The sequence below is a fragment of the Hymenobacter sp. PAMC 26628 genome, assembly GCF_001562275.1.
GTDB lineage: Bacteria > Bacteroidota > Bacteroidia > Cytophagales > Hymenobacteraceae > Hymenobacter.
The window spans coordinates 2,981,048-3,004,092 of record NZ_CP014304.1; the positions used below are offsets into that span (position 1 = coordinate 2,981,048).

Consider the following 23,045-nt stretch of genomic DNA (forward strand, 5'->3'; position numbering starts at 1 on the left):
GCAGCCCACGCCGCAACCACGCCTTGCTTGGCTGCCCGGCGCCAACGCGCGGGGGCCCTGCAAAACGGGACTACGTAGGAAAACGTGTTGCCCCGTCATTTTACCTATTTAAACCCTTACCACCATGCGCCGCCCTATTACCCATTTTCATTCGACCTCGCCGCTGGCTGCTTTGCGCGGCGCGCTGCGCCTTTTGGTGCTGTGCCTGGCCCTGGTTGGCTGCCCGACGCTGGCCATTGCCCAGAGCTTTTTGCACGCCGCGGGGCCCAAAATCGTGAACGCCAGCAACCAGGAGGTGCTGCTGAACGGCGTGAACCTGGGCGGCTGGGCTTTGCAGGAGGGCTACATCATCAAGCCCGACTGGCCGGGCATCAACGGCAAGCGAACCCAGGGCGCGGTGAAGCAGACGCTATATAACGCCGGGATGACGGACGCCGCCGTGGAGGCGTTCTACCAAAGCTACCGCGACAACTTCATCACCAAGCCTGACATTGATTACCTGGCCGCTCGGGGCTTCAACTGCGTGCGCTTGCCGCTGCACTACGACCTGTTTTTGACGCCGGCCCAGCGGGCGGTGCGCAACAGCGTGCTGCGCGGCACCACCACCTACGATGCTTACGTCAACTCCCTGGCCGACTGGTACAACGGCAACCAGCTCTTCGCGGACCCGGCCAATATGGAAGCTTTCCGGATGATTGACAACACGCTGGCCTGGTGCGCGGCCAACAACATGTACGTCATCCTCGATTTGCACGCCGCACCCGGCTCGCAGGGCACCGATGTGAACATTGCCGATGCCCTCCAGCCCCTGGATTTGTGGAACCGGGCCGTGTACCGCGACATTACCGTGCGGCTGTGGGAGGCCGTGGCGGCGCGCTACAAAAACGACGCCCGCGTGGCCATGTACGACCTGATCAACGAGCCCAACAACGTGCCCAGCAACCCGCCGATTCACGACCTGTTGCAGCGCCTCATCACCGCCGTGCGGGCCCAGGGCGACAACCACTTGCTACTGATTGAGGGAAACGGCTTCGGCAACGACTTCAACTACCTGGAGCCCTTCACCTTTGCCAACGCGCCCAACCTGGTGTACAACTCGCACCGCTACAGCGGCACGGGCTACTTGATGGATAACAACGTGAATTCGACGGAGCCGGGGCCCAACAGCTTGCGCTTCATCGGCAACCTCCAGAACTTCCGCGCCAAGTACAGCGTGCCCATCTGGGTAGGCGAAACCGGCGAAAACACCACTAGCTGGATGCACGATGCAGCAACCAGCCTTAACTCGGTGGGCATTGGCTGGTGCAACTGGACGTACAAGCGCTTCGATGGGGGCCCCAACGCGGCCCTGCTGCGCATCAACCCGCCCTTCATCGTGGACGGCCCCGGCGGCCTGCCGCAGGTGCTGGAAAACATCAAGTTTGCCAACTGCGTGCCCAACCCCGACGTGGTGAATGCCATTGCGCCCAGCCAAAACGGCCTGGTAAACTACCCCGGCGGCGGCACCTACAACGGCGGGGCCGCCGTGCCCATAGGCCGCACCGTGTGGCTGCGCGGGGCCAACGGCAAGTACGTATCCGGCGAAAACGGCACCCGGACCATGACCTGCAACCGGGCGAATTACGGGCTCTGGGAGGTTTTTTTGGTGGTGGCTAGCGGCTCCAGGGTGGCCCTGCAAAGCCAAGGCCAGTACGTGTCGTCGGAAAACGGCACGGCCCCCATGACCTGCGGCCGGACGTACGCCTCAGCCAACGAGCAGTTTGACTGGCTGGGCAACGCGGACGGCACCGTTTCGCTGCGCGGCACCAACAGGCAGTACGTGTCGAGCGGGGACGGCACCCAGCCCATGACCTGCGCCAGTGCCGCCATTGGGAACACGGAAACCTTCAACTTTGGCTTGGTGCCGGCCGGCACGGTGCTGGCCAGCCGGTCTGCCGGCGAGGCCACCACCAGCTTCTACCCGAACCCGGTGGCCAGCCGCCTCACCTACCAACTGCCCGCCGGCGGGCGAGCACACCGCCTCACCGTGCTGGACACCGCGGGCCGCCAGGTCTTCAGCCGCGCCTTTGACAACACGGGGGGCCAAAACACCGTCGACTTGTCGGGGCTGAAGAGCGGATTTTACGTGGTCCATCTATCCGGGCCCGCCTTCGACACCAGCTTTAAAATCACCAAACAATAGCCCTTCTCTCCACCCGCTTGCCCATGCCCACGCTGATATCCCCAAAACTTCTTACCCTGCTGCTAGCGTGCAGCGCGGGCCTCGCAGCGGCCCAATCGGCGCCGAAAGCCGGGGCCCCGGCCGCGCCGTATTCGGCCGCCGGCCGTAAGGCCCGGGCCTTCACCACCGCCCAGGGCACCGAGTTGCGCCTGGCGGCCGCCGCGGCGCCGCTGGCCTTCCAGCCCGCCGGGCAGCCGCTCGAAACCCAGGTGTGCGTGTTCGTCGACCCCAACCACCGCTTCCAAACGCTGCTCGGCATTGGCGGGGCCCTGACGGACGCCGCGGCCGAAACCTTCTTCAAGCTGCCCAAGGCGCAGCAGCAGGAGTTCATGCGGGCCTACTACAGCCCCACCGACGGCATTGGCTACACGCTGGCGCGCACCCACATCGGCAGCTGCGACTTTTCGAGCGCCCCCTACACCTACGTGGCCGACAACGACGCGGCGCTGAAAACCTTCAGCGTGCAGCACGACGAGCAGTTCCGCATCCCGTTCATCAAGCAGGCCCAGGCCGCGGCGGGCGGCAAGCTCACGATGTTCGTGAGCCCCTGGACGCCGCCGGCCTTCATGAAAACCAACCACGACCTACTGCACGGCGGCAAGCTACTGCCCCAGTTCCGCCAGGCCTGGGCCACCCACTACGTCAAGTTCATCAAGGAATACGAGCGCCAGGGAATTCCAATTTGGGGCCTGTCGGTGCAGAACGAGGAAATGGCCACCCAGAAGTGGGAATCGTGCCTGTACACGGCCGAGGAGGAGCGCGACTTCATTAAGAATTTTTTGGGGCCCACGCTGGCCCAGGGCGGCCTGGGCGATAAGAAGCTCATTGCCTGGGACCACAACCGCGACCTGCTGTTCCAGCGCGCCAGCACTGTGCTCGACGACCCCGCCGCCGCCCGGTACGTGTGGGGCATCGGCTACCACTGGTACGAAACCTGGACCACCAGCGCCATGCTCTTCGACAACGAGCGCCGCGTAAAGGAGGCATTCCCCAACACCAACCTGCTGTTCACCGAGGGCTGCGTGGAGAACTTCCGGTTCGACCACGTGAACGACTGGGCCCTGGGCGAGCGCTACGGCACCTCGATGATCGGCGACTTCAACGCCGGCACCGTGGGCTGGACGGACTGGAACGTGCTGCTCGACGAAACCGGGGGCCCCAACCACGTGGGCAACTTCTGCTTCGCCCCCATCATCGCCGACACTCGCACCGGCCAGCTCCTCTACACCAACGCCTATTACTACATCGGCCACTTCTCGAAGTTCGTGCGGCCCGGCGCCCAGCGCGTCACCAGCGCCTCGAACCGCGACTGGCTGCAAACCACGGCCTTCCGCAACCCCGACGGCAAGCTGGCCGTGGTGGTCATGAACAGCAGCGACAAGAAGCAGGACTTCCAGCTCTGGCTCAACGGCCAGGCCGCCCCCACTACCAGCCTGCCCCACTCCATCATGACGTTCGTGGTGGACTGAGGGCCCCCTACCAAGTTGTTTGAGTCAGCTAAAAAGTATTCCCAAAGGTCATGCTCATCTGGCGTCCGCGCAGTCAAAGCATCTCTCCCGCAGCAGTAATCAATAATTTAGTCAGCGGAAAAGATGCTTCGACTGCGCGGACGCCAGATGAGCATGACGTTCTTTTTATTGCAAAACTTCACCACTCACTTATGAAAAAACGCATCATGGGGGCCGGCTTGGCGCTGGCCTTTACCACCCTCGCCGCGGGGCCGCGGGTTGCACCCGGGGCCAGAAAGCCCGGAGTCGTGAAGGTCGAGATCCGCCAGGCCGGTGGCCGCTACCAGCTGCTGCGCGCGGGCAAGCCCTACTTCGTGCAGGGGGCCGGGGGCGGGCAGTTCCCGGAGCGCATCGCGGCGTACGGGGGCAACTCCATCCGCACCTGGGGCACGAACGACGCGCCCCGGGTGTTGCGCGCCGCCCAGGCCAACGGCCTGACCGTGATGCTGGGGCTGGACGTGGCCCGCGAACGGCACGGCTTCAACTACGCCGACCCGCAGGCCGTGGCGGCGCAACTTCAGAAAATAAAGGCCGAAGTGCTCAAGTACAAAGACGACCCCGCGGTGCTGCTCTGGGGCATCGGCAACGAGCTGAACCTGGAGTACAAAAATCCCCAGGTGTGGGACGCGGTGAACGACATCGCCAAGATGATCCACGAAGTGGACCCCAACCACCCGACCTCGACTGTTTTGGCCGGGGCGGCCCCGCGCGAGGTGGCGTTCGTCAAGGCCCGGTGCCCGGCCGTGGACGTGCTGGTCATCAACACCTACGCCGGCCTGGCCACCTTGCCCGAGCAAGTGCGCAACGCCGGGTGGACGGGGCCCTACCTGGTAACCGAATGGGGCCCCACCGGCCACTGGGAAAGCCAGCAGCTGCCCTGGAAAGCGGCCGTCGAGGAAACCAGCAGCCAGAAAGCCGCCGTGTACCAGCACCGCTACGAAGCCTCGGTGCTGCAAGACCGGGCCCACTGCTTGGGCGCGTACGTGTTTTTGTGGGGCCAGAAACAAGAGCGCACGCCCACCTGGTACGGCCTTTTCACCGAGGACGGGCAGGAATCGGAGGTGGTGGACGTGATGCAGTACCTGTGGAGCGGGCACTGGCCCAGCAACCGCGCCCCGCACATTGCCAGCTTGCGCCTGGACGGCCACGCCGCCGCCGATACCGTGTACCTGCGCGCAGGCCAGCGCTACCCAGCCGCCGCCGATGTTTCCGACCCCGACCGCGACGCCCTGACGTACCGCTGGGAGCTGCTGCCCGAAGCCACCGACCTCAAGAACGGCGGCGACCGCGAAAGCCGTCCCGTACCCCTGCCCGGCTTGCTCGCCACCCCGGGCCCAGGCCAGGCGCAGGTGCAGGCCCCCGCGCAGGCCGGGGCCTACCGCCTGTTCGTTTACGCCACTGATGGCCACGGCAACGTAGCAACCGGCAACGTTCCCTTCTACATCAAGTCCCAGTAGGACGTTTCACGGACCGTACCAGCCGGTTGGCGCGGGCCCGCGCTGCCTCCCTAGTGAAAAGCCCTTGCTTTAAAAAACCCAGGGTTACTCCCAAGTTTATTAAAAGCATAGTTTGCTGATTATCAAAAACTTATAACCGAGGTACCCAGCCCACTTGGCGTCCGCTTACCGAAGCCTTTCTACTGCTTCGTCTACTTAATTAAACGAAGCTGGAGTATAGTGAGCCGCTGGGGCCCCTCGGCCGCGCTGGGGGCCCCAGCGGCCAACCTGGCTGCGTTCACGCGCTGCCCCGGCACTGAGGAAAAAGCGCAAGCGCTACGCACCGCCGTGCACTTGCGGCGGCGGCACTTCAACCGGGGTGAGTACCTTCCCTACCCTACCGCCGCCAACGTGTGCACTCACCGCTTCACAGCCGACGAAGAGCTGCAACTAGCATAATAGTCGTGGCCGCATAGTGGGCGGCGCGCCCGCGCAGGTAAAGAGCGGAGTTTGAGCGCTTGGCCAACGTGGCATCGGCAAAATCCTCGCCGGCACCGTCAAGGCTGACTTCCAGGACCGGCTGCGCTTGTATGAGTTGCTGGTGGAGGCGTTTGCACCGCCGGCTGCCCCATCGTTGGTAGCGGTTGAAATGTCTCCCAGCCCAGCTTGAGGATAAACGTGCTAACGATGCCCAGAAACAGCACCCGCACGAAGCCCGTGCCGCGCCGCAACGCCACCTGAATGCCCAGCGTGGCGCCCAGTACGTTGCACACGGCCATCGGCAGCGCCACTTGGTAAATGACCTGCTTCGTGTACACGAAGTAGGCCAGCCCGGCCACGTTGGTGGCCATGTTCACAAACTTGGCCGAGGCCGAGGCCGTCAGGAAGTCGTAGCCGAACAAGCCCACGAAGGCAAACAGCAGCAAGCTGCCCGTACCGGGCCCGAAAAACCCGTCGTAAAACCCAATGGCGGCGCCCAGCACCACGCCCACCAGCACCTCGCGGCGGCCGTGCAGGCGCGGCGCGTACGTGCTCCCGAAGTCATTGCGCCACAGCGTATACCCGGCCATCAATACCAGCAGCACCAGCACCAGCGGCCGCACGGCTTCTTTGTGCAGCCCACTCACCGCCCGGGCCCCCAGCAGTGCGAAGCCGCCCGCCACCAGCGCCGTGATAGCCACCGTGCGCCAGCGCAGCGGCACCGCGGTGGGGCCGCTCAGGTAGCGCCGTAGGGCCGCGGCGGTGCCCGCCAAGCTGGCCACTTTGCCGGTGCCCAGCAGCGTGGGCACCGGCACGCCGGGCAGCAAAAGCAGCAGCGCCGGCAGCTGAATGAGGCCCCCGCCGCCCACAATGGCATCGATGAAGCCAGCCAGGAACGTAAAAAAGCACAGCAGGGCGATGGTCGCCACCGAAATTGTCTCCACGAATTCTAAACTTAGCCGCTTTCGCCAAGTGCTTGGTTAGCTGCTGGGGTTTAGAAGGGCGGCTCTTCGTACTTATTCAGGTTGCCCTTCGGAAACGGCACCGGCGACTCGTTGATTTTCGAGCCTAGCCGGATGGTGTTGGGCGCGAAGCTGTTGCCGCTGGGCTCGTCGTCGAAGTTGCTGGCGGGCAGGCCCTGGGGCTGGTAGCCGCCCGCGTCGCCGAAGCCCCCGGTTTCACTGTCGAGGTCGGCAAATTTGGTGAAGCGGCCGATGAACTTGAGCTGCACGGTTTCGAGCGAGCCGTTGCGGTGCTTGGCGATGATGACCTCGCCCATCCCCTGCGTGGGGTTGCCCTCGGCATCCTGGTCGAGGCCATAGTATTCGGGGCGGTAGAGGAAAATTACCATGTCGGCGTCCTGCTCAATCGAGCCCGATTCGCGCAAGTCGCTCAGCTGCGGCTTCTTGTCGCCACCGCGCGTTTCCACCGAGCGCGAGAGCTGCGAGAGGGCCAGCACGGGCACGTTCAGCTCCTTGGCAATGCCCTTGAGGGCCCGCGAGATGCTGGCAATTTCCTGCTCACGGTTGCCGCCGCGGCCGTCGGTGTTGCCGCTCATCAACTGCAAGTAGTCGACGATGATAAGCTGCACGTCCTTCTGCGAGCGCAAGCGGCGGCACTTGGTGCGCAACTCGCGAATGCTCAGGGCCGGCGTGTCGTCGATGTAAATCGGGGCCGCCGAGAGGTCGGTAATCTTGTGGTTGAGCTGCTGCCACTCGTGGTCGGCCAGCGTGCCCTTCTTGATCTTGTCCGAATCCAACTCTGCTTCAGCCGAAATTAGACGGTTGACGAGCTGGAGCGACGACATTTCCAGCGAGAAAATGGCCACCGGCCGCTTGAACTCCACCGCTGCGTTGCGCATGGCCGACACCACGAACGCCGTGTTGTGCGTCACCGTCAGGTCCTGGAGTAGAAATAGGCGGTTGCCGTCAATCTCAAAGCCGTAGTAATCATCGACTTTATCGAACTCGACCGTGATGCCCGTCATGCGCCAGTCCACAGCTGAGGCCCAGGGGTTGGCTTTTTTGCGGGCCACGCGCACCGGCACTTTGTTGATGTCGCCATAAACCCGCACGCGCCACACGTCGCAGGCGTAGCCGATGCGGGTGATGACGGCCTGCTTTTTCGTGAGCGAAGTGCGGAAGCCCAGCGAGTCGCACAAAAACTTGATTTGGCGGGCCAGTGCCTCGTTTTTCTGCGTGATTTCGTAGCCGTTGCTCACCGGGTCGAGGTGGCCGTCGCTGTCGATTAAGCCGGCCAGCAGGCGCAGGCGGTTGGCGGCCGAATTGATGAGGTACCGCTGCGGGATGTGCTTGCGGCCCAGCACATCCAGCTGGCGCAGTTCGTCCTGCACCGAGAACTGGGCCAGGCTGCCGTCCTGCTGCCCGCGCGTGATGCCGTAGCTATTGCAGCGATTAGCGGCCGTGCCCACCGTCACTTGCAAGTCAAGGTCGGCGGCGTATTCGTGCAGGTAGTCAATTATTTCCGCGTCCTGCCCCGTAATGCGGCAGTCGTTCGACGAGCCATCGCCCAGCCACACGCCCAGGAAATAGGGGTCAATGGGCAGTGTCTTTTCGGCAAACTCCACGGCTACTTTGTAGCCCTTGTAGTTGGAGCGGAACTTGGGGCCCCGGGCCAGGTAGTCGCGAACTTCGATGTTGAGCACGTCGCCGTGGCGGTGGGGGCCCTCGGTGCGGCTGCGCTTGAGCGAGAGGATGTGGCTTTCGTTCACGCGGTAGTCGTCGCCCTTGTTCTGGCGCACCCAGTACATGTTTTCGCGGCCCCGGGCAATGCTCTTCACCCGGCGCGGGGTCGAGTCGTCGCCCATCAGCAGCTCACCGATTTGCACGTCTTCCACATTGCGCAGCGTGCCGTCGAACATCAGCACCTTCGTGCCTTTTCCAAGGCACTTGCCCATACCCGGCCTAGCTGCAATAATCACCAGATCAGAAGGTTGCCAGCCGCTGGTTACGCGGTCGAGGGCGGTGAAACCGGAGGGCACGCCGGTGAGGCCGTCCTTCTGGTTTTTTTTCTCCTCCAGCTCCTTGATGGCCTTGCCCATCAGGCTGCGCATGTCGTCGAAATTCTTGCGGATGTTCGACTCCGATACTTCAAACAGCGACTGCTCGGTTTGGTCAAGCAGGGCGAACACGTCGGTCGTGTCCTCGAAGGCGTCGCGCTGGATTTCGCTGGCAATGCGAATCAGCTCGCGCTTGATGGCGGCCTCCGTGATGATGCGGGCGTGAAACTCGACGTTGGCCGCCGAGTTCACCTTCATTGTGAGGCCGGCCACGTAAAACGCCCCGCCGCAGGCTTCTAGCTCGCCCAGCTCGCGCAGCTCGTGCACCACGGTGAGCTGGTCAATGGGCTCCGACTTGTCGAAGAGGCTAATGATGGCCTTGAAAATGCGCTGGTGCGAATCCTTGTAGAAGCTTTCGGGGCGCAGGATGTCGATAACCGACGTGAGGGCGTCTTTTTCCAGCATTAGGGCCCCGAGCACGGCCACTTCCAGCTCCAGGGCCTGGGGCGGCAGCTTGCCGGCGGCGCTGGCCTGGAACGGCTGTCCGCTGGTGCCGCGCCCCGCCCAAGCGGCTTTGGCGCGGGCAGCGGATTGCTTGACGCGGTCGTCCATTTCGTCTGGCATGTGATAATGAAGCAATTGTAAATAAACGCCAGGAAATTGGCAAAAACTACGGCGGGCCCGAATAACAAAGCTAACCCCGGACGGGGGTAAACCGGCTTATAAAATCGTGGCCGACCGGGGCCCCGGGCTCAGTTTGGCGAGCAGTTTTTGTACTTTCGCGGCCCCGAACCCGGCCGCTGGCCCCGCTCGCTTATTTTCTTCGCATGACCGATTTAACTTCTTCCGATTCCGCGCCGCAGCGCGTGCACCTCATCGCCGTGGGCGGCAGCATCATGCACAACCTGGCGCTGGCCCTGCACCGCCAGGGGGCCCACGTGACGGGCACCGACGACGAGATTTTTGAGCCCGCCCGGGGCCGCCTGGCCGCCGCCGGTCTGCTGCCCTCGCAGGAAGGCTGGGACCCGGCCCGCATCACCCCTGACCTTGACGCTGTGATTGTGGGCATGCACGCCCGCCCCGACAACCCCGAGCTGCGCCGGGCCCAGGAGCTGGGCCTGAAAATCTACTCCTTCCCCGAGTACATCTACGAGGCCAGCCGCGACAAGCAGCGCGTGGTCATCGGGGGCTCGCACGGCAAAACCAGCATCACGGCCTGCATCCTGCACGTGCTGCGGTTTTACGGCCGCAAGTTCGACTACGCGGTGGGGGCCCAGCTGGCGGGCTTCGACCTGATGGTGCAGCTGACGGACGACGCGCCGGTCATCATCATCGAAGGCGACGAGTACCTGTCGTCGCCGGTCGATAGGCGGCCCAAGTTCCACCTCTACCAGCACCACATCGGGGTGATTTCGGGCATCAGTTGGGACCACATCAACGTGTTTCCGACCGAGGAAATCTACCGCGAGCAGTTCCGCATTTTCGCCGACATGACGCCCAAGTCGGGCGTGCTGATTTACGATCAGGACGACGAGCAAACCCAGCTCATCGCCGTGCCCACCAACCCCAGCGTGACCTACATCGGCTACGGGCCCCACGAGAACGTGGTGCGCGACGGCCAGACGTTTTTGCTGACCAAAAAGGACGAGGAGGTGCCGATCCAGGTATTTGGCGAGCACAACTTGCGCAACATTTCGGCGGCGCGCGAGGTGTGCAAGCAGCTAGGTATTAAGGGCAAAGACTTTTACCGGGCGGTGGCCTCGTTCCCCGGCGCGGCGCGGCGGCTGGAGCTGTTGGCCCGCGGGGCCACGTCGGTGGTGTACAAGGATTTTGCCCACGCGCCCAGCAAGCTGCGCGCCACGGCGGGGGCCCTGAAGCAGCAGTTTCCGCAGCGGCGGCTGGTGGCCTGCCTGGAGCTGCACACCTTCAGCTCGCTCAACCCCGATTTCCTGCCGCAGTACGCGCACTGCTTCGATGCGCCCGACGTGGCAGTGGTGTACTTCAACCCCCACGTGCTGGAACACAAGCGCTTGCCTCTGCTGCCGCCCGCGGCCGTGGCCGCCGCCTTCCAGCGCCCCGACCTGCGCGTCATCACCGACAGCCACGAGCTGGCCGAGTTCCTCCACGCCCAGCTCTGGGACGATACTAACTTATTGTTGATGTCGTCGGGCACGTTCGACGGACTGGATTTGGCTGTGCTGGCGGCCAAGGTGGTGGGGCTGGAAGCACGGTAGCTGGGGCCCGGAGGCCCCACTGGTACAAGGTGAAAAAACGGCTACCTTTAGTGGGCACCCAATACTTTGGGTGCCCACTAAAGGTAGCCGCGGCGGTGGGCCGTGGATTAACCATTTCTTCTCTTTTTTTCTATGCGCTTCGTTCCTCCGCTTTTGCGCCTGTCCGCGGCCACAGCTAGCAGCGCGCTGCTGCTGGCCTGCTCTGCCAACAGTGCCGACCCCAAGGCCACGGCCGTGGCCGACCGCGTGATGACCGCTATGGGCGGCACCGACGCTTGGAACAACACCCGCTACCTGGCCTGGGATTTTTTCCGCGGCCAGTACCAGATTTGGGACAAGCAGACCGGCGACTTTCACTGGGAGCAGGATACCCTAGTGGCCAACTACACCTGAACACCAAGCAGGGCCACGTGTACAGCCGCGGGCAGGACATTTCGGCTTCGCCGGCCGGCCAAAAGGTGCTCGAAACGCTCACGCCCACGTGGATTAACAATTCATACTGGCTGGTGATGCCTTTTAAACTGAAAGACCCAGGCGTGAACCTTACGTATAAGGGCGAGGGCAAAACGATGGACGGGGCCCCGGCCGACGTGCTAGGCATGACCTTTACTAAAGTGGGCGCAACGCCCGAAAACCGCTACGAAGTGCTGGTGAACCGCGCCACCGGCCTTGTGGACGAGTGGGCGTATTTTCCCAAGGCCACCGACGCCCAGCCAGCCTTTCGCCGGCACTGGAACGAGTATGCCCGCCACGGCCAACTGCTGCTAGCCGCCGGCCGCAGCGAGGCTGACAAACCCGCCCGGTTCGACCACGTCGCCGCGGCCCAAACCCTGCCCGACGGCGTGATGACCAGCAAGGTACCCGTTACCAAGATTCCGTAGCGCCGCGGCGGCATACTGCCCCGGCACATTCACCAATGCAAAAAAGCCTGCCTATTCGGCGGGCTTTTTGGTGGGCGGAAGCCCCGGTTTAGGGCCCCGGCGGCGGTCGGTGGTTAGCAGCACGGCCAGGGCCGTGAGGGCGGCGCGGCGCGGCCATTTTTGGACCGGTTTCATGGCCGTAGCTATTTGGAGGAAAGCGTATTGCCGAGCTCGCGGCGCAGGTCGCAGTAGCTACTGCCAGGGTTGCCTCCCAGGGCTGGCAAGCAATGCGCAAATACTCCTTTTTTCGGTAGTCGTATAATTCATAGTGCTTTGCGAGATCATTAATTAAATTGAAGAATTATTTTTATTTCATGCAAAAAATATTGATTAATAATATATATATAATAATTTTATATATAACGTCGATTTTAGCACCTTGGTTTAGACCATTACCTTCTTTTCTTCCACCTCTGCGTACGTTGCCGCAAATATTATTTCATTTTCTTTACCATGACTGTATACAATAAGATTTTAGCAACGCTGATTATGCTAATAATTTTATTACCCAATCTATATTCAATCTATTTGGGCCGCGAATCCTTTCCGTACACAAATGCGCCTATGTTTGGGCATTACATCGGCGCGTCCACTTATTTTTATGACATAAAATTTCTTATTGATAGTGGCAGCACAACGAAAAGGATTTTTCCTTACTACGATGGCGAAAAGCAAAGCATTGACTATATAGGCCAGCGTTTCTTTTTCAATAACATATACGGTTCAGCAGAGAAAAAATCGCCTTTTGGATACTCCGAACCTAATACAAGTGAAGCATTTGAATTACGAATGGATGCTTTTTTCCAAGCCTATTTTAAACACTTGTTTACAGGAAAATCAGCCAACCTAAAAGTGAGATGTGAAGTTAGTCAGTACAACAACGAGTGGCACTTACTGTCTTCGCATACGATTGGATATTACGATGTTCCACTCAAAAAATTCAAGCACACGTGGAAGAGAAATCCTTGATGCAAAAAAGTTTGACATCGTTAAATAATTTTTTCTTCGCCGAAAACCAATCACCTGTATTAGGTATTTTGCGAGTGACTTTGGTATTGCTATTTGTTAATATCCATCGCTACTATTACTTGATGGATAGTTTTACATTTGCAAGTACTGAGGCCGCTTACATACAAAAGCCTAGCTTATTAATAAAATTACTTTCCGTTCCGTTTCCACTTGCCAAGGCATACGCTGGTGCGTTTGCCGGTGTTTATTATGCAACTGCCTTTTGTGCGTTTATTGGTTTATTAACCCGGCCAGCTTTATTATTATTTGCTTTTTTAAATATTTATATTTTTGACATTACCGAATCGAGAGGACTTTTTGACCACGGGGGCAGCTTGGTTACCCAGGTGTTTATAATTTTAGCTTTCGCCCCGGGCAGCACCCGGTTTTCATTGGACCGGGTACTGCGCTGGGCACTAAAAGGGCCAGGTAAAGACATAAGATCCTTTTATCAGGCAATGATTGGTTCGCCGGCACCCGTATGGGGAATGAAGACCATTCTTATTTTATTAGCCTGCACGTACTGCACCGCCGGTCTTTCTAAGCTACGCTACAGCGGCATAAAATGGGTTGATGGCCAAACGCTTACGCATTATTTGGGCGGTCGGGCCCAGTACAATGAAGGGGAAAACAGGCCGATGTTTATTGGCCCAAGAGTGGTGCCGGAAGTGGATAAATGGAAGGATGGTTACGGCATCTACAGCTACACGTATGGCAATTGGCAGAGCAGTGAGCGTTGGCGCGCAGTGGGCAAAAGAATCGCGTCGAATAGTGTAGTGATGACGGCTATATCAACAGCTACCCTGCTATTTGAGCTGTGCGGATTTATGATTTTAATCAGCGGCTGGCCCAGAATATTATATTTGATAGGTGCCATTGGTATGCATAAAGTGATTGGCCAATTAATGAGGTTGCCATTCACGGAGTACCAGTTGATCTGCTTTCTTTTCATTGACTGGCAATTCCTTTACCAATGGCTGCATAATAAGTTAAAGCATAGATCGGCAACATAAAACACGTAGCCCGCCTCTCCAGTACAAGCAGGTAGTGCTGGTAAAAGCTGGGCACTGGGTTAACGTGCAGTCCAAAAAAAGCCCGCTTATTCGGCGGGCTTTTTTGCATTGATAGCTGAAATAGGGCCCCGGCGGCGGTCGGTGGTCAGCAGCACGGCCAGGGCCGTGAGGGCGGCGCGGAGCAGCCATTTTTGAGCCGGTTTCATGGCCGTGGTTATTTGGGGAAGAGCGTGTTGCCCGGCTCGCGGCGCAGGTCGCAGCGGCCGCCGCCGGGGTTGCCTTCGCAGAGCGTGCCCACGATGCGGTCGCCCTCGAAGTTAAAGAAACACGACGAGCAGCCTACGCCGGTGATGATGTAGCGGTTGGCCGTGGGGCTGAGGAACACCGTGTTGTCGCCGCCGCCGAGCAGCGGCAGGGCCATGGCCCGGAACATCCCGTTGCGCAAGCCCATGGCCACTAAGTAGTAAACAACGGGCTCGTTGGGCTCGGGGGGCGCCTTGTGCACCAACACGCGGTCAATCACGGTGCCGTCGCCGAACTCGCGGATGAATGCCGTGGCCAGCTCCGACTGCGACACCTTGAAGTCCACTTTCTCGCCCGACGTTTGCGCGATTTGCTTGTTGGGGATTGTAGGCTTGGTGTTGTATTCGGGCATGGTCAGCTCGTTGGTGCCACGGCGCGAGGTTTCACAAGCCCCCAGTAGCAGGCTCACCAAAAGTGTCAGCAGGCCTAGGCTTACCGAACGGGGAAGAAATGCCATAACGCGAAGTACGGAAGGGGGCCAGAGCGGTAGTCTAGCGGGGTTTGTAGTATTTCTGGGCCTCGGGCAGCAGGCGTTCGATGTCGGCAATTCGGGTAGCATCGGCGGGGTGATCGGAAAGGAATTCGGGGGTATTATTCTGGCTCTGAGCGGCCATGCGCTGCCAGAAAGGTAAGGCCCCGCGCGGGTCGTATCCCGCCATTGCCATAAAAATCAAGCCCAGGTGGTCGGCCTCGCTTTCCTGGGTGCGGCTGAATTTGAGCATACCCACCTGGCTGCCCACGCCCACGGCCTGCATGAACAGGCTTTTGGTTTGGGTTGGGTTTTGTGAGAGGGCCGTGCTCAGGGCCGTGCTCAAGCCTTGGGTCACGAGCTGGTCGCTCATGCGCTCGGCGCCGTGGCGGGCTACGGCGTGCGAAATTTCGTGGCCCAGGACCACGGCCAGCCCATTTTCGTCGCGTGTGAGGGGCAGGATGCCGGTGTACACCACCACTTTGCCACCGGGCATGCACCAGGCGTTCACCTCCTTGTTGTCCACCAAGTTGAACTCCCACTGGTAGCCGTCGAGCTGTCCCTGCATGTTATTTTGGGCCACGTACTGCTCCACGGCGTGCTGGATGCGCTGGCCCACGCGCTTTACCATGGCCGCGTTGGCGGCGTCGGTGGAGAGCTTATTTTCGGTGATGAACGTGCGGTACTGCGTGGTGGCCAGCGAGTTCATCTCGCTGCCGCTCACCAGGCTAAGCTGGCGGCGGCCGGTGATGGGCACTGTAGCGCACGAGGCTAGCAGAACGAGGCTGGCGAGGAGAATGGTTTTGCGGATCATACGGAAAGAATGGTTGGAAAAAGTAGAACGGGCCCATAGGCCGGGGCATTTTTTAGGACAGGGGCGGGCCCGGGGCCCCCAACATACGCAAACCGGCCGGCCAAGTGTTCACTGGGTGCCGCCGGGGGCCGTAGTTTTGGGTTTTCGCCATCCCCGTCCGCGTCTATGAAAATTATCTGCATTGGCCGCAACTACGCCGACCACATCGCCGAGCTGCACAACGAAACGCCGGCCGCGCCCGTCATCTTCCTCAAGCCCGAAACCGCGCTGGTGCAGCGCGGCCAGCCGTTCTTCTACCCCGACTTCTCTACCGACATCCACTACGAGCTGGAGCTGGTGCTGCGCATCAGCAAAAACGGCCGGCACATCGACGCGGCCTTCGCCCACACTTACTTCGACGCCATCGGCCTGGGCCTCGACTTCACGGCCCGCGACCTGCAAAATGACCTAAAAAAGAAAGGCTTGCCCTGGGAACTGGCCAAGGCCTTCGACGGGTCGGCGCCCGTCTCCCCCACCTTTCGGCCGGTGGCCGAGTTCGCGAACTTGGCCAACATCAACTTCCACCTCGAAGTGAACGGCGAGACCCGCCAGACCGGCAATTCCAGCCTGATGCTGCACCCGTTCGCTCAGATCATCAGCTTCGTATCGCGCTACATCACCCTCAAGCAGGGCGATTTGCTCTTCACCGGCACGCCCGCCGGCGTGGGGCCCGTACAGGTTGGCGACCAGCTGATGGGGTATTTGGAAGGCGAAAAGCTGCTGGAAGTAGCGGTGAAATAAGGCCGTAGCGCGCTGCGGCGTGGACGCTGCGAGTCCGCGTCGCTGCACGGTAATCGGCGGGATGAAGCGAGTGACGCGGACTACAACCGAAGGTCAGCGTAGCCAAAGTCCGCGCTATAGCGCGCTAGCTGAGTATTCAAGAAAAATAAGCGTCATAAACAAGTTGGTTTTGAGGGCATTGAAGATTAAGAAAATAGCTTTCCGGCGGTGGCGGGCCTGGAGCTTGGTGATGATGGGGGCCCTGGCCTTGGGCCTGCGGCCCGGGCCGGCCGGCGGCCAGGAAGCCGACACAGCCGAGGAGCGCAAGGCCCCCCGGCCACTGCCGGGGGGCCCCCGGCCCGACGTGGCGCCGGGCTACTTTTTGTTTCCCATCGCGCCGGGCACGCAGAGCTTTTTGGCGGGCAGCATGGGCGAGCTACGGCCCAACCACTTCCACGGCGGCGTCGACATCAAGACGGCCGGCGGGGTGAATCGGCCCGTGTACGCGGCGGCCGACGGCTACGTGTCGCGGCTTAAGCAGTCGTCGTTCGGCTACGGCAACGTGCTCTACATCACCCATCCCAACGGGCTGACGACGGTGTACGGCCACCTCAACGAGTTCCGGGGCCCCGTGGCGGCCGAGCTGCTGCGCCGCCAGTACGAGCGGCAGTCCTACGAAACGGAGCTGTTTTTTGCCAAGGACCAGTACCCCGTGCGGCGCGGCGAGGTGGTGGCCCTTTCGGGCAACACCGGCGGCTCGGCGGGGCCCCACCTGCACTGGGAAGTGCGCGACGCCCAGGACCGCCAGTACAACCCCTTGCAGTGGGGCGGCTTCCCGGAGCTGCAAGACCACGTGGCTCCCACCCTTCAGGCGTTTGCCGTGGAGCCGCTGGGCATTGAGGCGCGCGTGGCCAACCGCTACGATAAGAAGGTGTTTGTGCCCCGCGTGCAGCCCGGCCCGGGCGTGGCCACCACCTGGCCCGACACCATCAACTGCTTCGGCACCATTGGGTTGCTGGTGCAGGGCTTCGACCGATTCGACGGCGCGTGGAACAAAAATGGCATCCAGCGGGTGGCCGTGCGCGTGAACGGCCAGCCCTATTACGAGCACAACATCGACGCCGTGCCCTTCCCCACGGGTACCCGGCAGGTGGCCAATTTCATCGACTTCCAGTACCAGCACACCCAGGGCCGCCTGCTACAAAAGCTGTGGGTGGACGAGGGCAACGACCTGGCCCTGTACACCGCCCCGGGGCCCCAGCGCGGCCGCCTGAACGTGGAAGCCGGCCAGCTGTACTCCGTGGACGTGGTGCTGGCCGACTCGTATAACAACCAGACGCCCTTGCACTTCGTGCTGCGCGGCCAGGCCCCGGCCTACTTCAAAACCCGCGCCGCAGTCGTGCGGCGCCCCGCCCTGCGCTACGAAATCGACCGCAACCTGCTGAAGGCCGTGGCCGCCGACCCCGATACGGCCGCCGTGGGTGGCAACCTCTTGCTTTTTAAAGGCAACCGCCAGCTCGAAGTGAAGCCCAGCTACACCGTGGCCAGCGAAAACGTGTACCTCTACGACCTGCGCGCCGGCTTGCCCGACTCGCTGCAATTCGGCGGCGTGACGAAGGTGTTCGACCGCCAGGCGATGATTCCCGCGGGCAAGGAAATGAGCTACTCAACGGCCCACGTCAACCTGCTATTTGGGCCCCAGACGCTGTTCACGAACCTGTACCTCGGCACCAGCTTCCGGGCCGAGGCCACCGGCAGCGGCTTCTGGACGGTGGGCAACCCCATCGCGCCGCTCTACTACCCGCTGCGCCTCACCCTGAAACCTACCGCCCCGCCCGCCGATTTGCGCCGCTCAGCCATCTACTCGGCCACGCTGAAGGGCGGCCGCGCCTACGTGGGCGGGCAGTGGGACGAGCAGGGCCAGATTTCGGCCGTCGTGAAGCAGTTCGCCTTCTACCGCATCCTCACCGACGAAAAGGCCCCCACCGGCAGCCTAGTGGGCCGGCCGGGCGGCCAGGTGCTGTTCCGCGTCGGCGACGACCTTTCGGGCCTGGCCAGCTACAAGCTGCTGGTGGGTGGGCGGTTCCGGCTACTGCGCTACGAATACAAAAACGCCACCCTGTTCAGCGTGTCCACCGATACCCTGGGGCCCCGGCTGCGCGGCCCCGCCGAGCTGCACCTCACCGACCAAGCCGGCAACGAGCGGGTGATTCCGCTGAAGCTCTGAAACGGTTGAATGGAGGAATGGGAGAATGACGGAATGGGGGCCCCAGGCCATCATGCCCATCTGGCGTCCGCGCAGCCGAGGCATGACGACCTGGTAATCATCCATTTGATACTCCATTTATTCCTCCATTTATTCCTCCATTTATTCCTCCATTTACCCATTTTCTCATTCCTCCATTCTTTCATTCAACCCTTCCTCCCATGTCCCTCGCCCCCGGCCAAGCTGCTCCCGATTTCTCCGCCCTCGACCAAGACGGCAACACCGTTTCGCTCGCTGCTTTGCGCGGCCAGCGCGTGGCGCTGTACTTCTACCCCAAAGACGATACGCCCGGCTGCACCGCCCAGGCCTGCAACCTGCGCGACCACCAGGAAGAGCTGAACACGCACAACATCAAGGTCATCGGCGTGAGCATCGACGGCGAAATGGCCCACAAGAAGTTTGCCGTGAAGTACGACCTGCCCTTCCCGCTGCTGGTGGATGCCGACAAGAAAATCGTGGAAGCCTACGGCGTGTGGCAGGAAAAAAAGAACTACGGCAAAACCTACATGGGCACTGTCCGCACCACGTTTCTAATTGATGCCGAAGGCATTATCGAGAAAGTCATCAAAAAAGTAGATACCCAGGACCACGCCGCGCAACTACTGGCGTAAAATACTGTAGCGTGGATTTTGTAGCCCGCGGCGCTGCTTGGTCGCTGCCCGATAATCGGCAGGACGAAGCGAGAGCCGCGGACTACAACGTCCGCGCTACATTCACGGGGCCCATGGCTTCAGTTTCCCCGCGGCTTGTCTCGATGTTGTTTAAGAACCTGTTTCTTTTCCTTCGCAGAATCAGCGGTTTAGGGCCTCTGGGGCTGGGAATGTTGCTACTGGCCAGCCCGGGGGCCGGGGCCCAAAACGCCCCGCCAGAGAAACCCAAAACCACCCGCATCCTCTTTCTGCTCGACGCCTCGGGCTCGATGTTAGCACCCTGGGAAGGGCAGTCGCGCTGGGACGTGGCCAAGCGCATGCTGGGCAAAATGGTCGACTCGCTCAACGCCTACCCCAACCTGGAGCTGGGCCTGCGCGTGTACGGCCACCAATTTCCAAACAGCGCCAAAAACTGCGAGGATTCGCGCCTCGAAGTGCCGTTTGCGCCGCGCAACGCCGCGGCCATCAAGGCCAAGCTCACCACCCTTAAAGCCCAGGGCAATACGCCCATCACGTATGCGCTGCGGCAGTCGGCGGGCGACTTCCCGACCGACAAAACGGCGCGCAATGTGCTGCTGCTCATTACCGACGGGCTGGAATCGTGCAACGCCGACCCGTGCGCCGCCTCGCTCGATTTGCAGCGCAAGCGCGTATTTCTGAAGCCGTTTGTCATTGGCATCGGGGCCGAAAAGGAGTTTGGCAAGCAGCTCGAATGCCTGGGCCAGTACTACAACGCGGCCGAGGTGAAAACCTTCCGCACAGTGATGAACGACGTGATTGCGCAAACGCTGGCCAAAACCACCGTGGCCGTGAACCTGACCGATGCCGACGGCCGCCCCGTGGAAAGCAACGTCAACCTCACGTTCGTCAACAACGTGACCGGCCAGCCCGAGTACAACTACGTGCACTACCGCGACGCCCAGGGCAGGGCCGACGTGCTGGCCATCGACGCGCTGCAGAGCTACGACTTGGTGATTAACACCGTGCCGGCCGTGCGCCAGGCCAACGTGCCCATCAAGGCCGGCAAGGCTAACGTACTGGCCTTCAAAACACCCCAGGGCACGCTGTTTCTGCAACCGCCGCCGCTCACGCCCAACCCCTACGGTACGGTGGCGGCCGTGGTGCGGGCCGCCGGGGCCCCCGGCACGGTGGCGGCCCTGCCCTTCGGCACCCGCCAAAAGCTGCTGGCCGGCAACTACGACGTGGAAGTGCTGACGCTGCCACGCCTCGTGCGCCGCGTCAGCATCCGCCAGGGCCAGGAGGTGGCCGTGACGTACCCGGCGCCCGGCACGCTCAACATCACCGCCGATTTGAAGGGCTACGGCTCCGTTTACCAACTCAACAACGACGAGTCGCAGACCTGGATTTATAACCTGCCCGACGCCGGCAGCACCAAGCTCAACCTGCCGATGCAGCCGGGGGCCTATCGCCTCGTCTTCCGCACCAAAACCGCTCTTGGCAGCAAGTTCACCGACGTGCGCAACTTCACCATCCGCTCGGGCCAGACGACTTCGGTAGGCATTTTTGGGAAATAACTTACTGAATCACCGCCCTTGGAAAAGCACCTGAACACCGTTGAGAAAATTGCCTGGCCCGTGGCCGTTCTGGGCCTGGCGGCCAAGTGGGCCCTGGTGCCCGCCGGCAGCTACCTGCTGATTTTGGCGCTGGGGGCCCTGGCCGCGGTATATTTTCTGAGGTCGTACTGGCCGGCGGCTGCCATGGCGGGCGGCGGGGGGCCCAGTGCTGCGGCGCCCGCCTCGTTTCTAGGCGACTACCTGCGCAAGGTCACGGGCATCAGCGCGGCGGTTACGCTGGTGGGCACCTTATTCAAGCTGATGAACTGGGGCAGCGGCAACACCCTGCTGGTGGTGGGCGTGGCCACGATGGCGCTGGTAGTGGTGGGGTCCGCCCTTTCCGGGCGCTGGTCGTGGCTTGCCGTAGCCCTGGCGGCACTGGGGGCCCTGGCACTGTACGTGCCTTCCGAAACCATGATCCAGACGTTTCACCGCGACGACCCGGGGCTGGTGGAACGGCTGGTGTATCAGCTGCACCATCCCCGCGACCGCGCCGCCGCGGAAGCCGTGCAACAGTATTTGCGGCAGAAACCGGGCCCCCGGTAAGGAGTTCAGGGGGCCATTAAACTTCTGGGCCCGTCCGGCGTCCAACCGTCACTTTCCCGCTCAGCCCCCGGCCTCCCCGTTTGGAAGACCACGAAATCCTCCGCCTGTTCCAGAACCCCGCCAGTCGCAACCTGGCGTTCAACCAGCTGGTGCGCAAGTACCAGCGGAAGGTGTATTGGCACGTGCGCAAGATGGTGGTGGACCACGACGACGCCGACGACCTCACCCAGGACGTGTTCGTGAAGGTGTGGAAGCACCTGGAAAACTTCCGCCAGGACGCCCAGCTTTTCACCTGGATTTACCGCATCGCCACCAACGAGTGCCTGGGGTTTTTGGGCAGCAAACGCCGCAAGTTCCTGCTGCCGCTGAACGACGTGGGCGCCGAGCTGGCCGAAAAGCTGGAGGCTGACCCCACCCTGGCCGGCGACGAAATAGAACTAACGCTGCAAAAAGCCATTCTGCAACTTCCTGACAAGCAGCGCCTGGTGTTCAACCTTCGCTACTACGACGAAATGCCCTACGAGCAGATGGCCGAGGTGACCGGTACCAGCGTGGGGGCCCTAAAGGCGAGCTACCACCACGCCGTAAAAAAAGTAGAGGACTACGTGACCCGCGCCAGCGGGTGAGATTTTTTTGGGACCGGGTTAAACGTTGCCGCGTTCCGTTCATCCAACCGCCATGAAAACTGCCTTTAAGCTGGACGCGTACCCCCGGCGGCCTTACCCGCCGCTCAGCGATCCGCCGACTACGTATTTTGACCAACTGCCGGCGCGCGTCATGGCCCGCCGCCCCGCGCCCCGCGCGTTAGCCGGCGGCGCGGCCTGGTGGGCCCTGCTGCCCGGGGCCCTGCGCACCAGCCTGGCTTCGGTGGCCGTGCTGGGGACCTTCATAGCTTCGTTCTGGCTTGGCCTGGGCGGCCCGGCGGCCCCCACGGTGAGCGCCAGAGCCGCCACGGCGGCCCTCGACGCGGTGCCCCAGACCGAGCTGGTGGCCTACCTGTTGCGCCCCAGTGCCCACCTCGACGCCAGCGACCTGGCCCGCCTGGTGGACGCCCGGCCCGGCATGGCCGAAACCTTCCTCCGCCCCTCGCCCACCGAACTAAACGAGGCCCTGGACTCCCAGGCTGCCGAAGAAACGCAGTATTTGTAGTTTTTTGCCCTGCCCAATGACCATGTTTGCTTGCTTTTTTGCCCCCGTGCCGCGCCGGCTGGTCCTGGCCGGGGCCCTGCTGCTGGCCGCCACCACCGCCCAGGCCCAGGGGCCGTTGCGCCAGCGGATGCAGGCGGCCAAGGCCGAGCGCCTCTCCCAGCTCGACAACGCCCGCATTGCTTTTTTCACCAGCCGCCTCGCCCTCAGCCAGGACCAGGCCCAGCGCTTCTGGCCGATCTATAACGAGTTCATCGTGCGCCGCCGTGAGTTGAACCGCACCGGCCGGCCGCTGAAGCGCGAGCAGATTGACGTGCTCACCGACCAGCAAATCCGCGACAACATTACCCAAACCTATAACACCCGCCAGCAGGAGCTGAACCTGGAAAAGGACTACTTCGACAAGTTCCAGAAGGTGCTCTCGCTGCGGCAGGTGGCCCAGCTGCTGGCCGCCGAGCGCGACTTCACTAAAGAAGTTATCCGGCGCGTAGCGGCCGCCCCGAGCCCCGCACCCGTGGGCCCGGAGTAACATCCTCCCCGCTTCGCCTTTTATTGAGGCCGCTGCCCCCCGCAGCGGCCTCTTTATTTTTGCGGAGCGGGTGCGGAAGAATCTAAACGGGCCGGCAGTGGTTGCAACGTTTCCGCCACAACAGCCGTGGCCGCGCCGCCGCCCCACGGC

The 23,045-nt window shown here is 61.8% G+C and carries 22 protein-coding genes; 17 read left to right on the forward strand and 5 right to left on the reverse strand.

The window, feature by feature from the left end:
* Positions 1-124 precede the first annotated feature (124 nt).
* From AXW84_RS13080 to AXW84_RS13095, 4 genes are all read left to right on the forward strand, one after another.
* Positions 125-2,182 (forward strand): cellulase family glycosylhydrolase, encoded by a 2,058-nt coding sequence (locus AXW84_RS13080; protein ID WP_068233885.1) that lies wholly within the window; start codon positions 125-127, stop codon positions 2,180-2,182.
* A gap of 23 nt (positions 2,183-2,205) precedes the next feature.
* Positions 2,206-3,690, forward strand: a complete 1,485-nt coding sequence (locus AXW84_RS13085) for a glycoside hydrolase family 30 protein (RefSeq protein WP_068233889.1) — start codon at positions 2,206-2,208, stop codon at positions 3,688-3,690.
* Between the two features lie 191 nt (positions 3,691-3,881).
* On the forward strand, positions 3,882-5,186 hold the full coding sequence (locus AXW84_RS13090) for a glycoside hydrolase family 2 TIM barrel-domain containing protein (RefSeq protein ID WP_068233893.1): 1,305 nt from the start codon (positions 3,882-3,884) through the stop codon (positions 5,184-5,186).
* A gap of 219 nt (positions 5,187-5,405) precedes the next feature.
* A complete protein-coding gene (locus AXW84_RS13095) occupies positions 5,406-5,624 on the forward strand; it encodes a hypothetical protein (RefSeq protein ID WP_068233898.1) in 219 nt (72 codons plus the stop codon).
* A 98-nt stretch (positions 5,625-5,722) separates the two neighbouring features.
* Here AXW84_RS13095 and AXW84_RS13100 read toward each other — a convergent pair whose 3' ends face one another.
* Positions 5,723-6,589, reverse strand: coding sequence for a sulfite exporter TauE/SafE family protein (locus AXW84_RS13100; RefSeq protein WP_071891312.1), 867 nt, complete (start codon positions 6,587-6,589; stop codon positions 5,723-5,725).
* Between the two features lie 50 nt (positions 6,590-6,639).
* A complete protein-coding gene (gene dnaB, locus AXW84_RS13105; RefSeq protein WP_068233901.1) occupies positions 6,640-9,288 on the reverse strand; it encodes a replicative DNA helicase in 2,649 nt (882 codons plus the stop codon).
* Positions 9,289-9,491: 203 nt separating this feature from the next.
* Between dnaB and AXW84_RS13110 the strand changes: the two genes are divergently transcribed.
* From AXW84_RS13110 to AXW84_RS13120, 3 genes are all read left to right on the forward strand, one after another.
* Positions 9,492-10,898 carry a UDP-N-acetylmuramate--L-alanine ligase gene (locus tag AXW84_RS13110; RefSeq protein WP_068233904.1) on the forward strand — a complete coding sequence of 469 codons (1,407 nt, stop codon included), beginning with the start codon at positions 9,492-9,494 and terminating at the stop codon, positions 10,896-10,898.
* A gap of 132 nt (positions 10,899-11,030) precedes the next feature.
* On the forward strand, positions 11,031-11,291 hold the full coding sequence (locus AXW84_RS13115) for a hypothetical protein (protein ID WP_157887001.1): 261 nt from the start codon (positions 11,031-11,033) through the stop codon (positions 11,289-11,291).
* 17 nt (positions 11,292-11,308) lie between these two features.
* Entirely contained in the window at positions 11,309-11,779 is a 471-nt protein-coding gene (locus AXW84_RS13120; protein WP_068233910.1) for a hypothetical protein, read from the forward strand.
* 51 nt (positions 11,780-11,830) lie between these two features.
* Here AXW84_RS13120 and AXW84_RS26240 read toward each other — a convergent pair whose 3' ends face one another.
* Positions 11,831-11,953, reverse strand: coding sequence for a hypothetical protein (locus tag AXW84_RS26240; protein WP_257722062.1), 123 nt, complete (start codon positions 11,951-11,953; stop codon positions 11,831-11,833).
* A gap of 318 nt (positions 11,954-12,271) precedes the next feature.
* On the opposite strand from AXW84_RS26240, the gene AXW84_RS24950 reads away from it, so the two are divergent.
* Positions 12,272-12,787, forward strand: a complete 516-nt coding sequence (locus AXW84_RS24950; RefSeq protein ID WP_157887002.1) for a hypothetical protein — start codon at positions 12,272-12,274, stop codon at positions 12,785-12,787.
* Entirely contained in the window at positions 12,769-13,839 is a 1,071-nt protein-coding gene (locus AXW84_RS24955) for a hypothetical protein (protein ID WP_157887003.1), read from the forward strand. The genes AXW84_RS24950 and AXW84_RS24955 overlap by 19 nt, the downstream gene beginning before the upstream one ends.
* A gap of 214 nt (positions 13,840-14,053) precedes the next feature.
* On the opposite strand, the gene AXW84_RS13130 is transcribed toward AXW84_RS24955, so the two are convergent.
* Together AXW84_RS13130 and AXW84_RS13135 are read right to left on the reverse strand one after the other, a co-directional pair.
* The gene (locus AXW84_RS13130; protein WP_157887004.1) at positions 14,054-14,599 is read right to left on the reverse strand and encodes a hypothetical protein; all 546 of its coding nucleotides are present in this window, start codon (positions 14,597-14,599) and stop codon (positions 14,054-14,056) included.
* 34 nt (positions 14,600-14,633) lie between these two features.
* Positions 14,634-15,425 (reverse strand): M48 family metallopeptidase, encoded by a 792-nt coding sequence (locus tag AXW84_RS13135; protein WP_068233919.1) that lies wholly within the window; start codon positions 15,423-15,425, stop codon positions 14,634-14,636.
* Between the two features lie 165 nt (positions 15,426-15,590).
* Between AXW84_RS13135 and AXW84_RS13140 the strand changes: the two genes are divergently transcribed.
* The 8 genes from AXW84_RS13140 (at position 15,591) to AXW84_RS13175 (ending at position 22,895) form a co-directional block, all read left to right on the forward strand.
* A complete protein-coding gene (locus AXW84_RS13140; RefSeq protein WP_068233922.1) occupies positions 15,591-16,205 on the forward strand; it encodes a fumarylacetoacetate hydrolase family protein in 615 nt (204 codons plus the stop codon).
* A 169-nt stretch (positions 16,206-16,374) separates the two neighbouring features.
* Positions 16,375-18,411, forward strand: coding sequence for a M23 family metallopeptidase (locus AXW84_RS13145; protein ID WP_157887005.1), 2,037 nt, complete (start codon positions 16,375-16,377; stop codon positions 18,409-18,411).
* A gap of 200 nt (positions 18,412-18,611) precedes the next feature.
* Positions 18,612-19,061: a thioredoxin-dependent thiol peroxidase gene (bcp, locus tag AXW84_RS13150; protein ID WP_068233928.1), complete on the forward strand. Its 450-nt coding sequence runs from the start codon at positions 18,612-18,614 to the stop codon at positions 19,059-19,061.
* Between the two features lie 209 nt (positions 19,062-19,270).
* Positions 19,271-20,635: a vWA domain-containing protein gene (locus tag AXW84_RS13155; RefSeq protein ID WP_068233931.1), complete on the forward strand. Its 1,365-nt coding sequence runs from the start codon at positions 19,271-19,273 to the stop codon at positions 20,633-20,635.
* A gap of 18 nt (positions 20,636-20,653) precedes the next feature.
* The gene (locus AXW84_RS13160; RefSeq protein ID WP_068233935.1) at positions 20,654-21,220 is read left to right on the forward strand and encodes a GldL-related protein; all 567 of its coding nucleotides are present in this window, start codon (positions 20,654-20,656) and stop codon (positions 21,218-21,220) included.
* An 80-nt stretch (positions 21,221-21,300) separates the two neighbouring features.
* Positions 21,301-21,846, forward strand: coding sequence for an RNA polymerase sigma factor (locus AXW84_RS13165; RefSeq protein WP_068233938.1), 546 nt, complete (start codon positions 21,301-21,303; stop codon positions 21,844-21,846).
* A 52-nt stretch (positions 21,847-21,898) separates the two neighbouring features.
* On the forward strand, positions 21,899-22,369 hold the full coding sequence (locus AXW84_RS13170; RefSeq protein ID WP_157887006.1) for a hypothetical protein: 471 nt from the start codon (positions 21,899-21,901) through the stop codon (positions 22,367-22,369).
* Between the two features lie 16 nt (positions 22,370-22,385).
* The gene (locus AXW84_RS13175; protein WP_068233944.1) at positions 22,386-22,895 is read left to right on the forward strand and encodes a hypothetical protein; all 510 of its coding nucleotides are present in this window, start codon (positions 22,386-22,388) and stop codon (positions 22,893-22,895) included.
* Positions 22,896-23,045: the final 150 nt, after the last annotated feature.